The 16,422-nt window shown below is 71.3% G+C and carries 17 protein-coding genes and 1 tRNA gene; 8 read left to right on the top strand and 10 right to left on the bottom strand.

Annotated elements, in window-relative coordinates:
- Both ASF37_RS04980 and ASF37_RS04975 read right to left on the bottom strand, forming a co-directional pair.
- Window positions 1-87, bottom strand: a tRNA-Ser gene (locus ASF37_RS04980).
- A 70-nt stretch (window positions 88-157) separates the two neighbouring features.
- On the bottom strand, window positions 158-592 hold the full coding sequence (locus tag ASF37_RS04975) for a VanZ family protein (protein WP_056579347.1): 435 nt from the start codon (window positions 590-592) through the stop codon (window positions 158-160).
- An 89-nt stretch (window positions 593-681) separates the two neighbouring features.
- Here ASF37_RS04975 and ASF37_RS04970 point away from each other — a divergent pair, with 89 nt between their 5' ends.
- Complete coding sequence (locus tag ASF37_RS04970; protein WP_082495301.1) at window positions 682-1,467, top strand: MBL fold metallo-hydrolase; 786 nt, start codon at window positions 682-684, stop codon at window positions 1,465-1,467.
- Window positions 1,467-1,763: a Dabb family protein gene (locus ASF37_RS04965; protein WP_055961631.1), complete on the top strand. Its 297-nt coding sequence runs from the start codon at window positions 1,467-1,469 to the stop codon at window positions 1,761-1,763. Before ASF37_RS04970 ends, ASF37_RS04965 begins: the two co-directional genes overlap by 1 nt.
- On the opposite strand, the gene ASF37_RS04960 is transcribed toward ASF37_RS04965, so the two are convergent.
- On the bottom strand, window positions 1,739-3,151 hold the full coding sequence (locus tag ASF37_RS04960; RefSeq protein ID WP_056579343.1) for a CDP-glycerol glycerophosphotransferase family protein: 1,413 nt from the start codon (window positions 3,149-3,151) through the stop codon (window positions 1,739-1,741). The genes ASF37_RS04965 and ASF37_RS04960 overlap by 25 nt on opposite strands.
- A gap of 41 nt (window positions 3,152-3,192) precedes the next feature.
- Here ASF37_RS04960 and ASF37_RS04955 point away from each other — a divergent pair, with 41 nt between their 5' ends.
- Window positions 3,193-3,660 (top strand): adenylyltransferase/cytidyltransferase family protein, encoded by a 468-nt coding sequence (locus ASF37_RS04955; RefSeq protein ID WP_055961626.1) that lies wholly within the window; start codon window positions 3,193-3,195, stop codon window positions 3,658-3,660.
- A gap of 16 nt (window positions 3,661-3,676) precedes the next feature.
- On the opposite strand, the gene rfbA is transcribed toward ASF37_RS04955, so the two are convergent.
- The gene (gene rfbA / locus ASF37_RS04950; RefSeq protein WP_055961624.1) at window positions 3,677-4,540 is read right to left on the bottom strand and encodes a glucose-1-phosphate thymidylyltransferase RfbA; all 864 of its coding nucleotides are present in this window, start codon (window positions 4,538-4,540) and stop codon (window positions 3,677-3,679) included.
- A gap of 79 nt (window positions 4,541-4,619) precedes the next feature.
- Here rfbA and rfbB point away from each other — a divergent pair, with 79 nt between their 5' ends.
- Window positions 4,620-5,633, top strand: a complete 1,014-nt coding sequence (rfbB, locus tag ASF37_RS04945; protein ID WP_055966019.1) for a dTDP-glucose 4,6-dehydratase — start codon at window positions 4,620-4,622, stop codon at window positions 5,631-5,633.
- 212 nt (window positions 5,634-5,845) lie between these two features.
- On the opposite strand, the gene ASF37_RS04940 is transcribed toward rfbB, so the two are convergent.
- On the bottom strand, window positions 5,846-7,393 hold the full coding sequence (locus ASF37_RS04940) for a sigma-70 family RNA polymerase sigma factor (RefSeq protein ID WP_056579341.1): 1,548 nt from the start codon (window positions 7,391-7,393) through the stop codon (window positions 5,846-5,848).
- Window positions 7,394-7,570: 177 nt separating this feature from the next.
- On the opposite strand from ASF37_RS04940, the gene ASF37_RS04935 reads away from it, so the two are divergent.
- Entirely contained in the window at window positions 7,571-8,272 is a 702-nt protein-coding gene (locus ASF37_RS04935; protein ID WP_156368130.1) for a hypothetical protein, read from the top strand.
- Between the two features lie 179 nt (window positions 8,273-8,451).
- On the opposite strand, the gene ASF37_RS04930 is transcribed toward ASF37_RS04935, so the two are convergent.
- Both ASF37_RS04930 and ASF37_RS04925 read right to left on the bottom strand, forming a co-directional pair.
- Window positions 8,452-8,772: a hypothetical protein gene (locus tag ASF37_RS04930; protein WP_055961615.1), complete on the bottom strand. Its 321-nt coding sequence runs from the start codon at window positions 8,770-8,772 to the stop codon at window positions 8,452-8,454.
- A 67-nt stretch (window positions 8,773-8,839) separates the two neighbouring features.
- On the bottom strand, window positions 8,840-9,265 hold the full coding sequence (locus ASF37_RS04925; RefSeq protein ID WP_055961612.1) for a hypothetical protein: 426 nt from the start codon (window positions 9,263-9,265) through the stop codon (window positions 8,840-8,842).
- Between the two features lie 227 nt (window positions 9,266-9,492).
- Between ASF37_RS04925 and ASF37_RS04920 the strand changes: the two genes are divergently transcribed.
- Window positions 9,493-11,331: a phosphoenolpyruvate carboxykinase (GTP) gene (locus ASF37_RS04920; RefSeq protein ID WP_055961608.1), complete on the top strand. Its 1,839-nt coding sequence runs from the start codon at window positions 9,493-9,495 to the stop codon at window positions 11,329-11,331.
- Window positions 11,332-11,335: 4 nt separating this feature from the next.
- Complete coding sequence (locus ASF37_RS04915) at window positions 11,336-11,632, top strand: helix-turn-helix transcriptional regulator (protein WP_055961604.1); 297 nt, start codon at window positions 11,336-11,338, stop codon at window positions 11,630-11,632.
- Window positions 11,633-11,695: 63 nt separating this feature from the next.
- Here ASF37_RS04915 and ASF37_RS04910 read toward each other — a convergent pair whose 3' ends face one another.
- The 3 genes from ASF37_RS04910 to ASF37_RS04900 form a co-directional block, all read right to left on the bottom strand.
- Entirely contained in the window at window positions 11,696-12,862 is a 1,167-nt protein-coding gene (locus ASF37_RS04910) for a nucleotide sugar dehydrogenase (protein WP_056579337.1), read from the bottom strand.
- A 78-nt stretch (window positions 12,863-12,940) separates the two neighbouring features.
- On the bottom strand, window positions 12,941-14,152 hold the full coding sequence (locus tag ASF37_RS04905; RefSeq protein ID WP_055961598.1) for an MFS transporter: 1,212 nt from the start codon (window positions 14,150-14,152) through the stop codon (window positions 12,941-12,943).
- Between the two features lie 2 nt (window positions 14,153-14,154).
- Window positions 14,155-14,865, bottom strand: coding sequence for a GntR family transcriptional regulator (locus ASF37_RS04900; RefSeq protein ID WP_055961595.1), 711 nt, complete (start codon window positions 14,863-14,865; stop codon window positions 14,155-14,157).
- A 209-nt stretch (window positions 14,866-15,074) separates the two neighbouring features.
- On the opposite strand from ASF37_RS04900, the gene ASF37_RS04895 reads away from it, so the two are divergent.
- Complete coding sequence (locus ASF37_RS04895; protein WP_055961592.1) at window positions 15,075-16,409, top strand: MmgE/PrpD family protein; 1,335 nt, start codon at window positions 15,075-15,077, stop codon at window positions 16,407-16,409.
- The last annotated feature ends 13 nt before the right edge of the window (window positions 16,410-16,422 follow it).

Genomic DNA, 16,422 nt, shown 5'->3' with positions numbered 1-16,422 from the left:
CGGAGGTGGCGAGATTTGAACTCGCGAGAGGTTTGAACCTCAACCCGCTTAGCAGGCGGGCGCACTAGGCCACTATGCGACACCTCCATGCCGCCGCCGAAGCGGCAACCGGTACAGGATAGCCAGCCGTGTGCCCGCGCCACCAATCGGCGTCCGATCAGCCGTGGGAACCGACCGACGCCCGCTCGTGGCGGTGCAGCAGCAGCGCGGCCGCCCCGGCGCCCAAGGTCGCGCCCACGGTGTTCGCCACGACGTCGGACACCGTTGCGAAGCGGTCGGGGCGCAGCAGCGCCTGCCCCACCTCGATGCCCGACGAGAGCAGGAAGCCGAGCAGCGCCACCTGCCACCAGCGGACCCGGGTCCGCGCCACCGCCAGCCAGCCCAGCGGAAGGAACAGCACGACGTTCGCGGCGGTCTGCACCACGTCGTAGCCGACGGGCCGCGCGATGCCGAACGTGGACTCGAGCATCCGCACCGGCCAGGAGTTGAGCACGTCGACGCCCTGGTCGACCGGGGACGGCCAGAACGCGATGAATGCCAGGGCCGTCAGGTAGGCGACCGCCAGCGCGACGTGGGTGGGGGAGCGGCGCATCCGTCGAGCGTAGGCAGGTGGCCGCACGCGTGCGGTCGTCGGTGACGAACGCCACCAGCACCGCGGGCACCCGTGCCACGATGTGGCCCATGCGCATCGAGCACCTGCGGGCCGCCGTCATGAACCCCCTGACCATGCCCGGCATGCCGGCGCACGTGTTCCTCTGCCACACCGACGACGGCCTCGTGCTCGTCGACACCGGCTTCGGCACGGCCGACGTGACCGACCCCGGCCGCCGCATCGGACCGATCCGCGGCCTGCTGCGCCCCGACCTCGACGACCGCCACACCCTGCTGCGCCAGCTGCAGGAGCGTGGCCACGACGCCACCGACGTCACGCACGTGGTGCTCACCCACCTCGACCTCGACCACGCCGGAGGGCTGTCGGACTTCCCCCACGCCACCGTGCACACCACGGCCGACGAGCACGCGGCCGCGATCACCGACCCCGACGCCCTCGACAAGCGTCGCTACCGGCCGGCGCAGTTCGCGCACGGGCCCGACTTCGCCCTGCACGCCGGTCCCGGCGACGAGTGGCGCTACGGGCTCACCGGCCACGAGGTGCTGCCCGGCATCGTGCTCGTGCCCATGCCCGGTCACTCGCGCGGCCATGCCGCGGTGGCCGTCGAGACCGCCGACGGCGTGGTGCTGCACGCGGGCGACGCGGTCTTCGACGGGAGCCACGTGGCCGACGCGGCGCCCTCGGGCCGACGCCTCGCCCCGGTGCGGGCCGCCCGCGGCTTCGAGATGGTCGTGGGCCGCGACCGCTCGCGCATCCGAGCCAACCACCGCGAGCTTCGACGTCTGGCCTCGCTCCCCGACGTCCTGGTGGTCCCGGCGCACGACCCGCGCATCACCGACGAGCTGGTGGACTGATGGCCCTGCGCCACCTGGTGCTGTTCCGCGTGCACGACGCGGTTCCCGACGCCGACGTGGAGAACGCGCTCGAGCAGCTGGCGTCGCTCGGGACGCTCCCCGGGGTGCTGGAGTGGACGGTGCGGCTGTCCGACGACCGCCGCAAGGGACGCATCCTCGTCGAGAACGGCCTGTTCGAGGGCCGCGAGGCCTTCGAGGCGTTCCGCGTCCACCCTCAGCACGTGCAGGTCAGCACCGTGATGCGAGAGCTGGCCGACTGGTGGATCGGCGACTACGAGGAGCCGGCGGACACCTGACCGCCGTCGGCGAGCTCGCGCACCAGCGCGACGAACCGGGCCGCCGGGTCGGAGCGTTCCGGCCCGCCCAGGTAGTGGTCAGCCCGCTCGGGCCGGATGGCGGCGAGCGGGTCGGTCCCGAGCATCGCGTCGAGAGCGGCGTCGAGCTGCACGAGGTCGCGGTCGATCACGTACGCCGAGACGGCGGTGGGGTGCGCGGCGCGGAACGCCTCGGCGGCGTCCGGTCCGCCGAACTGCGCGGCGTACATGGCGAAAGGCTTCTCGCTGGCCATGAAGTCGACGACGATGCCGGAGATGTCGGAGACCATCGCGTCGCACCCGTTGAAGGCCTCGACGAGCGGGACGTCCATGGCGGTCTCGCTGAGCACGTGGGCCCGCCCGGTGGCCCTCGCGTCGTCGGCGAGCATCCAGTCGACGTGGGCGATCATCGCCTCGGCCTCGAGGTGGTTGCGCCCGGCGAAGTGGCGTCGGAACACCACGGTGCAGCCGCGGGCCAGGAGTGCGGCGACGACGTCCTCGGCGACCGCGAGGGACGAGACGTTGAGGGCGTCGTCGGCGTGGCGCCACGTGGGGGCGTAGAGCACGGTCGGCGAGTCGGGGAGCGGACCGGCCACCAGCTCGATGCCCTCGGTCTGCGGCCGCCCGACGACCCGCAGCTTCGCGGCCGGGACCCGCAGGTCCGCCTGGGCGAAGCGGTCGATGGCGGCCTGCCCGGCGACGGCGACGACGTCGTAGGAGAGGACCCGCTCGGACGCGCTGAGCGGCTTGTCGCTGTCGCCGTGGCCCAGGAACACGTGCGTGACCTCGTCGTGGGCCAGGAACACCGCGTTCTTCTTGGCCCCGTGCGGGTAGAGCGCGCCGCGCACGGAGGCGGGCAGGTGCGTGAGGATCACCGGGTCGTGCGGGTGCAGGCGCACCAGCTCGGCGTAGATGGTGCGGTCGGCCGCCACGATGCACCACGGCACGCCGGCCTGCTCGATCCAGGGCGACCACATGCCGACGTGCACGCCGACCTTGCCGGCATAGGGGACGGCGACCCGGGGTGCGTGGGCGACGATGGCCTGCCGCACACCGCGCGACGCGGTGGCCCAGGCGTGCAGGCGCCACGCCACGGCGGCGGGACCGAGGGCGAGCACCACGGCCACCAGCAGCGCGACGAGGTCCTGCGAGGTGACCAGGGCGACGATCGTGGCCACGGCGGTGCCGGCCACGAGCACGCCGGCCGCGACGACCCAGACCCGCAGTCGGAACGGGCGGGATCCCGGGTGGTCGGGCTGCCCGGGGAAGCCGTGGGCGGTCGGTGCCGGCCTCTGGCGGACGTCGCGCACCGCCGCGAGCCCGGTCGCGAGCCCGGCGGCCACCACGATCCACGCGAGCACCGTCAGCATGGCTCCAGAGTAGAGGTGGGCTCACGGCTACCCTGGCGCCCATGACCACGGTGCTCACCTACGGAACGTTCGACCTCTTCCACATCGGCCACCTGAACCTGATCGAACGTCTGGCGGCGCTCGGCGACCGGCTGGTCATCGGGGTCTCGACCGACGAGTTCAACGCCGGCAAGGGCAAGTCGTCGGTGGTCTCCTACGAGGACCGCGCGCGCATCGTCGGCAGCATCAAGGGCGTGGACCTGGTGGTGCCGGAGCAGTCGTGGGAGCAGAAGGTCCTCGACGTCCAGGAGCACGACGTCGACCTGTTCGTGATGGGTGACGACTGGACCGGCAAGTTCGACCACCTCACCGAGTACTGCGAGGTGCAGTACCTGCCCCGCACGGCGGGCGTGTCGAGCACGGGCATCAAGGAGATGCTGCGGGCGCTGGACCCGGCCCACATCGCCGAGATGCAGGAGGCGCTCTCGACGATGAGCCGGCTGCTGAGCCACTACGAGGACCTCACCTGAGAGACCCTCGTGGGCCTCAGCCGTCGAGGAGCTCGAGCAGGTAGCGGCCGTAGCCGCTCTTGTTCAGTCGCTCGCCACGGGCGCGCAGCTGGTCGTCGTCGATGTAGCCCATGCGCCACGCGACCTCCTCGGGAGCCCCGACCTTGAGGCCCTGGCGGCTCTCCACGGAGCGCACGAAGTTGGAGGCGTCGTTGAGCGAGTCGAAGGTGCCGGTGTCGAGCCAGGCGGTGCCGCGCTCGAGGATCTCGACGTGCAGGCGTCCCTCCTCGAGGTAGCGCTCCTGCAGTCCGGTGATCTCCAGCTCGCCCCGGTCGGACGGCTTGAGGTCCCGGGCGAACTCGACCACGTCGTTGTCGAAGAAGTACAGGCCGGGGATGGCGAAGGGACTCTTCGGCTCGGTCGGCTTCTCCTCGATGGAGATGACCCGTCCGTCGTCGGCGAACTCCACGACGCCGTAGTCGCGGGGGTCGGCCACCCGGTAGCCGAAGATGGTCGCGCCGTCCTGGTCGACGAACCGTCCCAGGGTGGTGCCGAGTCCGGTGCCGTAGAAGATGTTGTCGCCGAGCACGAGGGCGCTGTGCTCACCCCCGATGTGCTCCTCGCCGATGAGGAACGCCTGCGCCAGCCCGTCGGGGCTGGGCTGCTGGGCGTACGTGAGCCGGATGCCGAACTGGCTGCCGTCGCCCAGCAGCCGCTCGAAGCCGTCGGCCTCGTGCGGGGTGGTGATGACGAGGATGTCGCGGATGCCGGCCAGCATGAGCGTGGACAGCGGGTAGTAGATCATCGGCTTGTCGTACACCGGCATCAGCTGCTTGCTGATGCCCTCGGTGATCGGATGCAGGCGCGTGCCGGTGCCGCCGGCCAGGATGATGCCCTTCACGACTCGCTCCCTCGCCACATGTCCGGACCAACGATCGCATCTGGGCGTGGTCACGGTCGCGGGCCGATACGCTCCGGCCATGCGTTCGTTCTTGGTGACCGGGGGCGCCGGCTTCATCGGCTCCAACTTCGTGCATCGCGTGCTGGAGACCACCGACGCGTCGGTGACGGTGCTCGACAAGCTGACCTACGCCGGCAACCGCGCGTCCCTGGAGGGACTGCCGGCGGAGCGCCTGCGCTTCGTGCAGGGCGACGTGGCGGACGCCGCCCTGGTCGACGAGCTGCTGCCCGGCCACGACGTGGTCGTGCACTTCGCGGCCGAGAGCCACAACGACAACTCGCTGCGTGATCCCCGCCCGTTCGTGGACACCAACCTCGTGGGCGCCTACACGCTGCTCGAGGCGTGCCGCAGGCACGACGTCCACCTGCACCACGTCTCGACGGACGAGGTGTACGGCGACCTCGAGCTCGACGACCCGCAGCGCTTCACGGAGGCGACCCCCTACAACCCGTCGAGCCCGTACTCGTCCACCAAGGCCGGGTCCGACCTCCTGGTCCGGGCGTGGGTGCGGTCGTTCGGCATCCGGGCCACCATCAGCAACTGCTCGAACAACTACGGACCCCGCCAGCACGTGGAGAAGTTCATCCCGCGCCAGATCACGAACATCCTGACGGGGCGCCGGCCGAAGCTCTACGGCGCCGGCCAGAACGTGCGGGACTGGATCCACGTGGACGACCACAACGACGCCGTCCTCACGATCATCGAGAAGGGCGAGAACGGCCGCACCTACCTGATCGGTGCCGACGGTGAACGCGACAACCTCACGGTCCTGCGCACCATCCTGCGGACGATGGACCAGCCCGAGGACGCCTTCGACCACGTGACGGACCGACCTGGTCACGACCTGCGCTACGCGATCGACCCGACCCGGCTGCGCGAGGAGCTCGGCTGGGCTCCCCGCCACCAGGACTTCGAGGCCGGTCTCGCCGCGACGATCGAGTGGTACCGGACCAACACGGCGTGGTGGGCCGCCACGAAGGACGGCATCGAGCAGGCGTACGAGACGCCCGCTCCCACCGAGCCCCCGCGCTGAGGCTCACGTCGAGCCGCCGCCCGAGGCCCACGTACGGGCCCGCCTGAGGGGTCCGGCGTTTTGGACCTTCCTCCAGGTGTGGAACATTCGATGACAACCGCTTGAACGGGCGAGTAATGTTCCTGATGAAGCCCCGCTGACTCACCCCCCGAGGTCAGCGGGGCTTTCTCGTGCCCGGCGGGCCCGTCGCCCGTGGCCGGCGGTGAGGACTCTCAGCCGAGGGAGACCGAGTCGTTCGCCGGGTTCGGGTCGACGTTGTCGGGCGCGCTGACCGTCGCCGAGAAGCCCACCGGTTCGCCCGGGCTCCACCAGAACCGGATCGGCTGCGGGTTCGGGCCCGACGCCTGGCACCATCCGCCCGTCCCGATGCCGGTGCACGTCCAGCCCTCGCCGCCCCACAACGACACCTCGGTGCCGGAAGGCAGCTCGACCTGCAGCCGCGGGGTGAGCGTCGGCGACGCCACGGCCAGCGTCACCTCGTAGACGTCGCCGGGAACGGCCTCGAGCACCGAGACGGCCAGGTCCTCGCCCACCTCCACCGGTGGTGTCGTCGTCGGGGGCGTCGTGGGGACCGATGGCGTGGGTCCAGGTGACGTCGTCGCCGTGGGCTCCGGCACGCTCGGTCCCGCCGGCGGGACCACGACGGGCACGGAGAGCGCGGCAGCGAGGACGGGGACGACGGTGGTGAGCGGTGCCACGACGGGAGCCCTCCAGGGCTCCGGGGCCGGATCGTCGCGGTCGTCGGCGCGAGGGGGCGAGCCAGTACCGGGGGCGCCGGTGGCGGCCGCGCTCGGCGGGGTGGCGTCGTCGGAGGGGCCCAGCCGGGACACCCCCACGGCTGCGACGGTCACGAGCACCGCCACGGCAGCGACCCCGACGGCGATCGCCCCGGCGGTCCCGGCGACCCCCAGGGCGGCGGAGCCTGCGCCGGGTGTGCCCGAGCCCTGGGAGCCTCGCGTCCCGCCTCCGTCCACGACGAGGACCCTCGTGTCCCCGAATGCCGCGACCCCCGGAGCGCCGAGGAGAGCGGGCAGCAGCAGGAGGCCGAGGTCGGCCGTGATGCCGCCGACCAGGGCCGCCGCCTCACGGCAGTCGTCGCACACGTCGAGGTGCGCCTCCACCCTGGCGCGGGCACGCGGCCGCAGCCGACCCCGGTCGTAGGCGGGCAGCAGCTCGCGCACCTCGCGGCACTCGGGATCGTCCGTCTGGCCCAGGTGGGCCGTGAGGTACGCGTTGCGCAGACCCTCGCGAGCCCGCAGGGCGAGCGACGACACCGCGTTCGGCTTGATGCCCAGCACCCGGGCCACCTGCTCGGGGGACTCGTCGTGGATCGTCGTGTGCCACAGCACTGCCTGCCAGCGTTCCGGAAGCGTGGCGAAGGCCTGCGCCAGAAGGCTCGACTCCTCGCGCAGGGCCGTGCCGTCGGCCACCGTCGGCGCGTCGGGAGAGGCCTCGAGGTCGTCGTAGAGATCCTGGCGCAACGCGGCCCTCGACGCCGCGTAGAAGCCGTTGCGCACCGACGTGAGCAGGTAGGGGCGGAAGGCGAACTGCGGACCCGCGCCGTTGCGCACGGCGCGCAGCACCGCCACGAACGCGTCCGACGCCAGGTCCTCGGCGGCCGGCGCGCCCGCCAGCGCACCCGCGAGGCGCACCGCAGCGGGGTGGTGCCGCTCGAACAGCAGCCCTGCGGCGTCGTCGTCACCGTCGCGGTAGCGCTGCAGCAGCTCGGCGTCGCTCGGGTCGAGGAAGAGGTCGGTCATCGTTCGCATTCAGCCGGTGAAGATGGGTCTTCTTCCAGGAGACGGTAGTGCCCTGTTCGTCACGCACCTTCGGCCGAGAACTTTTCTCGCGGTCGTGCGTGACCGGTGTGCCGGTTCCCACTCCTACTTCGTGCGACGCACCACGGCGCCGCCGCCAGGAACGAGGAGATGGTCCGCGTGAGGATCCGACCCGTCCGTTCGACGGACACCGAGACGGACGACAGCAGCGAGGCGGACGTGCAGCACGTGCGCGGCCTGCTGGCGCGGTGCTCCCCGGACGGGCACTGGCAGCCGTTGCTGGCCGGACGCCTCGGCCAGCTGCAGGCGCGTCACGGCTCGGACCTGCACGTGCTGCTCGCCTCCGTCGACGAGACGCTGGTGGAGGCGGGGCACGGCCCGGCCTCTCCTCAGGTGGCCTGCGCCGCCCTGACGGCGTGGACCGACGAGCGGGTGCGCCAGGGCCGCGGCGTCGACGACACCCTGACCGGTCTGCCGGGCGCCGACCAGCTCCGTCATCAGCTGGACGGCGGGAGCGAGCTGCAGGTGCGCCGGGTCCTCGTGGCCGAGGTGCTCCTCGACGAGACGGCCCAGGGTGCGCGCGGACCACTGCGCGACCTGGAGTCCGAGCTGAGCCTCGCGCTGGTCCGGGCCGTCCTCGACGACGGCATCGCGCCGTGCACCGTGTGGTCGCGGCTCGGCACCCATCGCCTGGGCGCCGTGGTCGACGACGGCGGCGTCGCCGGACTCGCCGCCTCGGTGGGCCGCGCCCGACGCTGGCTCGCGCGGTGGCGCGACGACGTGGACGTCGCCGTCTGGTTCGAACCGGTGCCTCCAGATCCCGGCGCGCGCGGCGCGCTGGTCAGGGACCTCGCCATGTAGGGCGAGCGGTCGTCGTCCACGGACCCGTACAGGGGTCGGGTCCGCGGTGGGCAGGTGGGAGACCTGCCCCTCGGGGGGACGGCGACCAGGACCGGCGGTGGCGCGGCCCTGGGGTGCCGATCTGGAGGATCGGCGTCAGCGGGCCCGCGCCGCTGTCGCTCCGATGGACGGGCGGCCGGTCAGCTGCCGACGTCGAACGTCGGGCTCGGCGCCGCGGCCGGGTGGTCGGTCGCCGGCTTCTTCTTCGACGGGGCGATGGAGGTCGGGCGGTCCCGCACGAACTCCTTCTCCATCCAGTGCGCACGGTCCTTGCCGGTGCGCGGGTCCCAGAAGTCGCACAGGATCAGGTCGCCACAGGTGGCGGTGGCGGTGGCCGGGACCATCTCCTTGACCTGCTCGTCGCCGTGGTCCCAGAGGCAGCCGACCCACACCGGCCGGGGGTCGAGCAGCGCCGTCACCGTCCCGGTCGGTTCGGGCTGCTCGTTGATCAGGAGACTCATGCGCCAAACGTAGGTTGCGAACACCTTTTGAACAAGTATGGGCAGGCTGGGTCGGGCTTCGCTCAGGTCAGGTCAGCTCGCGGTTGGCGAACTGCTCGAGCTTCTCGCACACGAACGACACGTGCCGGTGCAGCCAGACGGTGGCGGACGGGCCGAAGGAGTCCGAGGTCGCGTCGACCGAGTAGGTCACCAGGCTGCCGCCCAGGTGGTCCGTGAGCACCAGCTTCTCCTCCAGGTCCGCGATCGGCGTCGCGGTGCGGAGCGCGAGGCACTCGGCCTCCTCGAAGTCGGTCACCTCCACCGTGGCGTCGACGCCGTGCAGGCCGTTGTGGTGCTTGCACACGTACGACGACGTCGGCTCGAGCAGAGGACTGTCGGTGGACGTGCACTCCTCGAGCGCGCTCCACTGCGAGATGGTCTCCAGTGCCACCAGCTCGGCCCAGAGCCGCTCGCGGTCCAGGGAGGACTCGATCTGATAGCCGTCGACCAACATTCCTCGACGGTAGGGGCGGGTCGCGCATCGTGCCTCCCCACACGACGCCGACATTTCGCGTTCCGAACCACAAATTGCCTGCAACGCCAGTGCGCGGGTGACATTTCCCACTTGTTACATCCCGGTAGATGAAAAGTTCTTCAACTCCGGTACGGTCGCTCCAACCCATGGCGGGGCAGACCCGCCAGAACGTGTCCCCGAACGGGGCAACGAGAGGAAACGACACGATGGCAGACGTGGCGGCAGCGCTCGACCAGGCTGGACTCACCAACGAGCACGTGCGCGAGTACGTGCAGCACTGGGCGGGGGTGACGGGTGCCGCGCGGGTCGAGGTCGTCTCGGCCGCTGACGACGCCCGCCTGATCGAGGAGGCGCTCGAGGCCGGGGAGCTGCTCCCCGCCGGCGAGGGTCGCTACTACTCGCGGTCCTACTTCAAGGACACCGCCCGCGCCGAGGAGCGCACCATCGTCGCCACCAGCGACGAGAACGACAAGGGCATCTACAACAACTGGCGTCCGTCCTCGGAGATGAAGGACAAGCTGGTCGGCCTCATGACCGGCGCGTCCGAGGGCAAGACCATGTACGTCATCCCCTACCTCATGGCACCGAAGGGCTCGCCGCTCAGCGAGTACGCCGCCGGCGTCGAGCTCACCGACAACCGCAACGTCGTCATGCAGATGATCCGCATGGCCCGTGTCGGTGCGGAGTACGTGAACGACCTCGGTGACTCCTTCGTGCGCGCCGTCCACGTGACCGGCGACCTCGAGAACCTCGGCCAGGGCACCCCCGACGACAAGCGCTACTTCGTCACCGTCGCCGACGAGCGCACCATCTTGCACTTCGGCTCGTCCTACGGCGGGAACGCGCTGCTCGGCAAGATCGCCCACGGCCTGCGCCAGGGTTCCTACGACGGCTGGAAGAACGGCTTCCTCGTGGAGCAGTTCATGCTGCTCGGCATCGTCGACAAGGAGACCGGCAAGAAGTACCACATCTGTGGCGGCTTCCCGTCCGCGTCGGGCAAGACCAACCTGGCCATGACGCTCGCGCCCGACGCCCTCGGCGACCGCTACTACGTCGAGTTCTACGGCGACGACATCGCGTGGCTGTGGGTCGGCGACGACGGCAAGCTCTACGGCATGAACCCCGAGAACGGTGTGTTCGGCGTCGCTAAGGACACCAACGAGAAGACCAACCCGACCGCCGTGGACTCCATCGTCGACGGCACCGGCGCCATCTTCACGAACGTCGCCTACAACACCAAGACCCAGGAGGTCTGGTGGGAGGGCAAGGGTGACAAGCCCACCGACCTCGACGGCTGGGAGGACTGGAAGGGCGACGCGATCGCCGACCGCACCGGCGACGAGGTCGACGCCCCCTGGGCCCACCCCAACAGCCGCTTCACCACCACGCTGGAGAACGTGCCCAACGTGGCGAAGGACTTCGAGGACCCGAAGGGCGTCGAGATCCACGGCGTCATCTTCGGTGGCCGCACCCGCGACCGTGAGCCGCTCATCCGCGCCATCGACGACGTCGCCGAGGGCGTCTACGACGGCCTGACGCTCGGTGCCGAGGCCACGGCCGCGGCCGACGGTCTCGAGGGCGTGCTGCGCTACGACCCGATGTCGATGCGTCCGTTCATGTCCTACGGCGAGGGCGACTACGCCGCGCACTGGCTCGAGGTGTTCAGCCGCGCCGAGAAGAAGCCCGTGTTCGCGCACGTCAACTGGTTCCAGCGCGGCGACGACGGCCGCTTCCTGTGGCCCGGCTACCGCGAGAACCTGCGCCCCCTCGTGTGGCTCATGCAGTACATGAACGGCGAGGTCGAGGGTCAGCGCACGCCCGTCGGCGTCATCCCGACCCGCGACGAGCTGCTGCTCGAGGGCCTGGACGACCAGGCGCTCGCCGACCTCGACACGATCCTCACGATCGACGTCACCCGCTGGCGCGAGGAGATCGGGCACCGCCAGGTGCACCTGGAGCAGTTCCGCGACCTGCCCGAGGAGATCTGGGAGGCGCACCGTCGCGTCGCTGCCGCACTCGAGGCCGCTGCAGCCGACGACGCCTGAGCTGGTGGGCGACACCGGCGCACCACTGCACCACAGCAAGGCCGAGCTCTTCCGCACGCTCGGGCACCCGGTCCGCATCCGGGTGCTCGAGCTGCTGGAGACCCGGCCCATGGCGGTGCGCGAGCTGCTCGCCGACATCGACGTCGAGTCGTCGTCGCTGTCGCAGCAGCTGGCGGTGCTGCGACGCGTCGGGCTCGTGACCTCCACCCGGCAGGGCGGCACCGTCGAGTACGCGCTCGCCACCGACCGGGTGGCGGACCTGCTGCACGCGGGGCGGGCGTTGCTGGGGGCGCTGGACTGACTCGACCCTTCGACGGGTTCAGGGTCCAGGCTCAGGGAGCGGTGGGGCGCGGGAAGCTGAAGGTCAGTCGTTGCCGAAGAGGTCGCGGGTGTAGACCTTGTCGGCCACGTCGGCGAGCTCGTCGGTACGGCGGTTGACCACGATCACGTCGCTGCGCCGCTTGAACTCCTCGAGGTCGCGCAGCACCTCGGAGCCGAAGAAGGGCTCGTCGGGGAGCAGCGGCTCGAAGACGATCACCTCGGTGCCCTTGGCCTTCAGGCGCTTCATCACGCCCTGGATGCTCGAGGCGCGGAAGTTGTCCGAGCCTGCCTTCATGACCAGCCGGAAGATGCCCACCGTCCGCGGGCCGCGGCGCAGGATGTCCTCGGCCACGAAGTCCTTGCGGGTCGTGTTCGCGTCCACGATCGCGCCGATCAGGTTCTGCGGCACCGACGCGTAGTTGGCCCGCAGCTGCCGGGTGTCCTTCGGCAGGCAGTAGCCCCCGTAGCCGAACGACGGGTTGTTGTAGTGGTTGCCGATGCGTGGGTCCAGGCCGACGCCCTCGATGATCTGTCGGGTGTCCAGGCCGGTGAGCGCGGCGTACGTGTCCAGCTCGTTGAAGTACGCCACCCGCAGCGCCAGGTAGGTGTTGGCGAACAGCTTGATCGCCTCGGCCTCCGTCGAGCCGGTGAGCAGCACCGGCACGTCGTCGTCGACGGCGCCCTCGCGCAGCAGCTGCGCGAACTCCTTGCCCTCGGCGGTCTCCGATCCCACCACGATCCGCGACGGGTGCAGGTTGTCGTGCAGCGCCCGACCCTCCCGCAGGAACTCGGGCGAGAAGATGATGCTCGCCCCGGGATGCCGCTCCCGCAGGGTCGCGGTGTAGCCCACCGGCACGGTCGACTTGATGACGATGACGGCCGAGGGCTCGGCGGCAAGGGCCGCCCGGACCACCGTCTCCACCGAGCTCGTGTCGAAGTAGTTGGTCCTCGGGTCGTAGTCGGTGGGGGTGGCCACCACCACGAAGTCGGCACCCGCGCAGGCAGCGTCGGCGTCCGTGGTGGCCACGAGGTCCAGCGGCTTCTCGGCCAGGTACTGCTGGAGCTCGCGGTCCTCGATGGGCGAACGGCGGGCATTGATCAGGTCGACCTTCGCGGCGTCGACGTCGACCGCCACCACCTGGTGACGCTGCGCCAGGACGACGGCGTTCGAGAGCCCGACGTAGCCGGTTCCCACCACGGCGATCCTCATGGTCGCGACGCTAGGTCGCGCAGGGAAACGATGGTCGTCGTCGGCGTGTCGGTGCGGGGCTCTTCTCACGAAGAGTGGTTACCCCTCCTCGGGCAGTGCACGCGTCGCGCTCCAGGAGATGAGGCCGGACGAGGCCAGCAGCGCCCCGGTCAGGTAGAAGATGACCCCTACGCCGGTGGCTCCGGCGACCGCGCCGGCGCCGAGCGGGACGGCGAACTGCGCCACCCTGTTGCCGGCCAGCCTGATCGCCAACGCCGACGCACGGTTGTCGCGGTGCGACACGGCCGTCACCCAGACCATCGTCAGCGGCTGGCCGATGCCCCAGAAGAAGCCGATGACCAGCATCGCGGCACCCAGTGCGACGGCATCGGTGGTGAGGGGCACGAGCGCCATCGGGACGGCCGACGCGAGTGTTGCCGAGATGATGAGCGGACGCCGGCCGACCCGCGCCAGCAGCACGGGCAGCGCGATGCGCGACAGGACCGACGCGACGGCACGCAGCGTGAGCAGGGTCGTCACCACCCCGACGCTCAGGCCGAGCTGGTCGCCGAGGAGTGGCAGGTAGGCGGTGAGCAGGTCGAGCCCCGACAGCACGGTCATGGACGAGTACATGGCCGGCTTCATGCCGCGTTGGCCGAGGATCGTCAGGGGCGACTGCCGGGTGGCGGCCTGGTCCCGACGGCTGCGCTTCTCGCGGGACGCGGGTCGGAAGACGAACGACAGCGGCACCGCTGCTGCGGCCACGGCCGTGAAGACGAGCAGTGCCGGGCCGGTCTCCACCCCGCTGGTGGCGGTGTCGTTGGTGAGGGTGGCGACGACCCCGGCGAGAGGGAAGCCGAGGAACTGGCCGATCGAGACGCCCAGCGTCAGCTGACCGAACCTGCGGTCCATCGAGTCCGGAGGCGACCACAAGGGGATGAGGCTCTGGCACGCGATGGTGTGCAGGATCTGCCCGAAGCCGAGCAGTGCGCTCGCGACGGCGAGGACGGCGAGCTGGTCGCTCGTCGCCGCCAGCGCGACCGCGACGACCGTGAGCAGGAGACCCGACCGGAGCGCCCGGGTGCCCTGGCCGCGGTCGACGGCTCGGCCGATCGGCAGGGCCACGAGGAGCGGGAGGACGGCGAACGCGGCCGTGATGACTCCCACGGAGAACGCGTCGCCGCCGAGGGCGATCGCGCGGTAGGAGATCAGCGTGCGCACGCCGTTGAGGACGGCGTGGGAGACGATCGAGACGAGGACGAGACAGGTGAACCAGGACGGTCGCCGCAGCCAGGCGGGTCGGCCCTGCACCCTCACGACGCTTCGGGGGAGACGGCGTCGGCGGCGTTGCCCGCAGGGCCGGCCGGCCGGAGCCCGGCGTGCGTGGCCCGGAGGTCGCACGCGTGCATGATGTGCTCGTGCATGGCCCGGCTCGCGGCGTCGGCGTCGCCGGCCTCGATCGCGGTCAGGATCGCCTCGTGGTCGTGGCGCAGCTCGGTGGTGAAACCGGTGACGCTCCACAGGGTCACCGAGGGCGTGAAGCGGCTCCAGAGCATCTCGATGCACTCGATCATCACGGGCGACGTGGCCTGGTAGATGGCGAAGTGCAGCGCCTTGTTGAGCCGTGACAGTTCTGCAGGAGAGGCCTGCGACGCGGTGGCGGCGAGCAGCTCCACGTCGGCGGCGCGGATCTGCGTGAGCACCTCGGGGGTCATCCGCTCCATGGCCACCCGGACCGCCAGCGCCTCCATCTCGGCACGCATCCGGTAGAGGTCGGTGGCCATCTGGGGCGTGTAGTCACGCACCGTGGCACCCCGGTGGGCGTGGTAGTCGATCATCCCGTCCGCCTCGAGGACCCGCAGGGCCTCGCGGACGGGGGTCGCGCTCACGCCGTAGCGGCGGGCGATCTCGACCTGGCGCAGCTGGTCGCCGGGGTTGATGAGCCCGTTGCGCAGATCGGTGCGCAGGCGCTCGAGGACGTAGGCGGTACGGCTGCCGGGAAGGGTGACCTCGTCGCTGCGCATGTCGGCTCCTCTCTGTGCGGACGGGTGCCCGCTGACGCACCGTACTCGGGCGGCAGGGCATCGCGCTGGGCTCAGTCTGCCACAAAGATCGTGCGAAAAAGAATCTATAGAATATCTAGACATCCTCGGGCGGGCTTCCTAGAGTGACGTGGAGCACGTGACCCCGGTCACCGATCCGCCGCCGCCAACAGCCCAAGGAGCCTCCGCTCGTGAGCCACCTCGACACCCTCGACGCCGCCGAGCTCGACCGCTGGCGCATCCTGCTCGCCGACGCCTGGGGCCTCATGGCCGCCGGCGGCCAGGCGCCCGGGCTGCGCGCGATGCTGCTCGCCGCCGACGAGCTGGGCGACGGCGACGTGGCGGTGCCGTGGACCGGCCGACGCTGGTCGCCGTCGGCCGCGGCGGCGGTCTCGTCGGCGCTGATCCACGCGTGGGACTTCGACGACACGCACGACGAGGCGGTCGTGCACACGGCCGCCGTGGCCGTGCCCGCGGCGCTCGTCGCCGCCCAGCGCCGTCCGACGAGTGGGGACCGCTTCGCCGACGGCGTCGTGGTCGGCGTGCAGGTGCTCGCGCGGCTCGGCGGTCTCGTCGGACCGCGACCAGGTGTCATCCGCACCGCCGGACTCGGCGCGCCGGCCGCCGCTGCCGCGGTCGCCGCCACCTGGGGGCTCGACCGCGCCGGCATCGAGAACGCGATGTCGCTGGCCCTCGGGGCGTCGCTGGCGCCCGGCTCCCGCCAGGCGGTCGTCGACAGCTCCCTCGCCAAGCGAGTACAGCCGGGCCTCGCGGTGCAGGCCGGCCTCTACGCCGCCTCCCTCGCCGCCCACGGCATCGAGGGTCCGCGCGGCTGGCTGACCGGCGAGCACGGTCTCGTCCCCCGCTCGGACCTGACCGTGGCCGACGTGCTCGACGGACCGTTCGCCGGTGCCGAGCTGGCCATCAAGCCCTACCCGGCCTGTCGGTACGGACACGCGGCCATCGCCGCCGCGGAGGAGCTGTACCGCCGTCACGGCGCCGAGGCCGACGACCGCATCGTCGTGCACCTGCCCGAGGGTGCGTCGTACGCCATGGTCGCGCGGCCGTTCGCCGACCGAGGCGAGCCGATCATCGACGCCCAGTTCTCCGTGCCGTGGCAGGTCGCCTCCGTCTGGACCACCGGTCGCTACGACGTCGCGACCCTCGCCGGCCCCGACGTCGTCGACCCCGGCATCGCGGCCGCGGCCGCGCACGTCGAGGTCCGCCAGGACCTCCCCGCCAGCACCGTCATGAGCGGGGCGACGGTCGAGCTGCACCGCAGCAGTGGTCGGGACGGGGGCACCGTGCACGTGGCCGAGGCACCCATGCCCGGCGGACCCGAGACGCCGCTCGACCGCGCGGCGGTCAGCACCAAGATCCGCACCTGCCTGACCGTGGGCGGCCTCGACGCCGACGTCGAGACCGACCGCATCTGGGACTTCGTCGACGGGGTCGCCGACCTCGACGCCAGCGGCCTGCGCCGCGCCCTCTCCGAGTTCACCCCGTCACGCCAGCCCGTGGCCTGACCACCCGACCGCA

Source organism: Aeromicrobium sp. Leaf289, assembly GCF_001423335.1.
GTDB lineage: Bacteria > Actinomycetota > Actinomycetes > Propionibacteriales > Nocardioidaceae > Aeromicrobium.
Note: the sequence above shows the minus strand (reverse complement) of the source record. Positions and strands in the feature narration are given on the sequence as shown.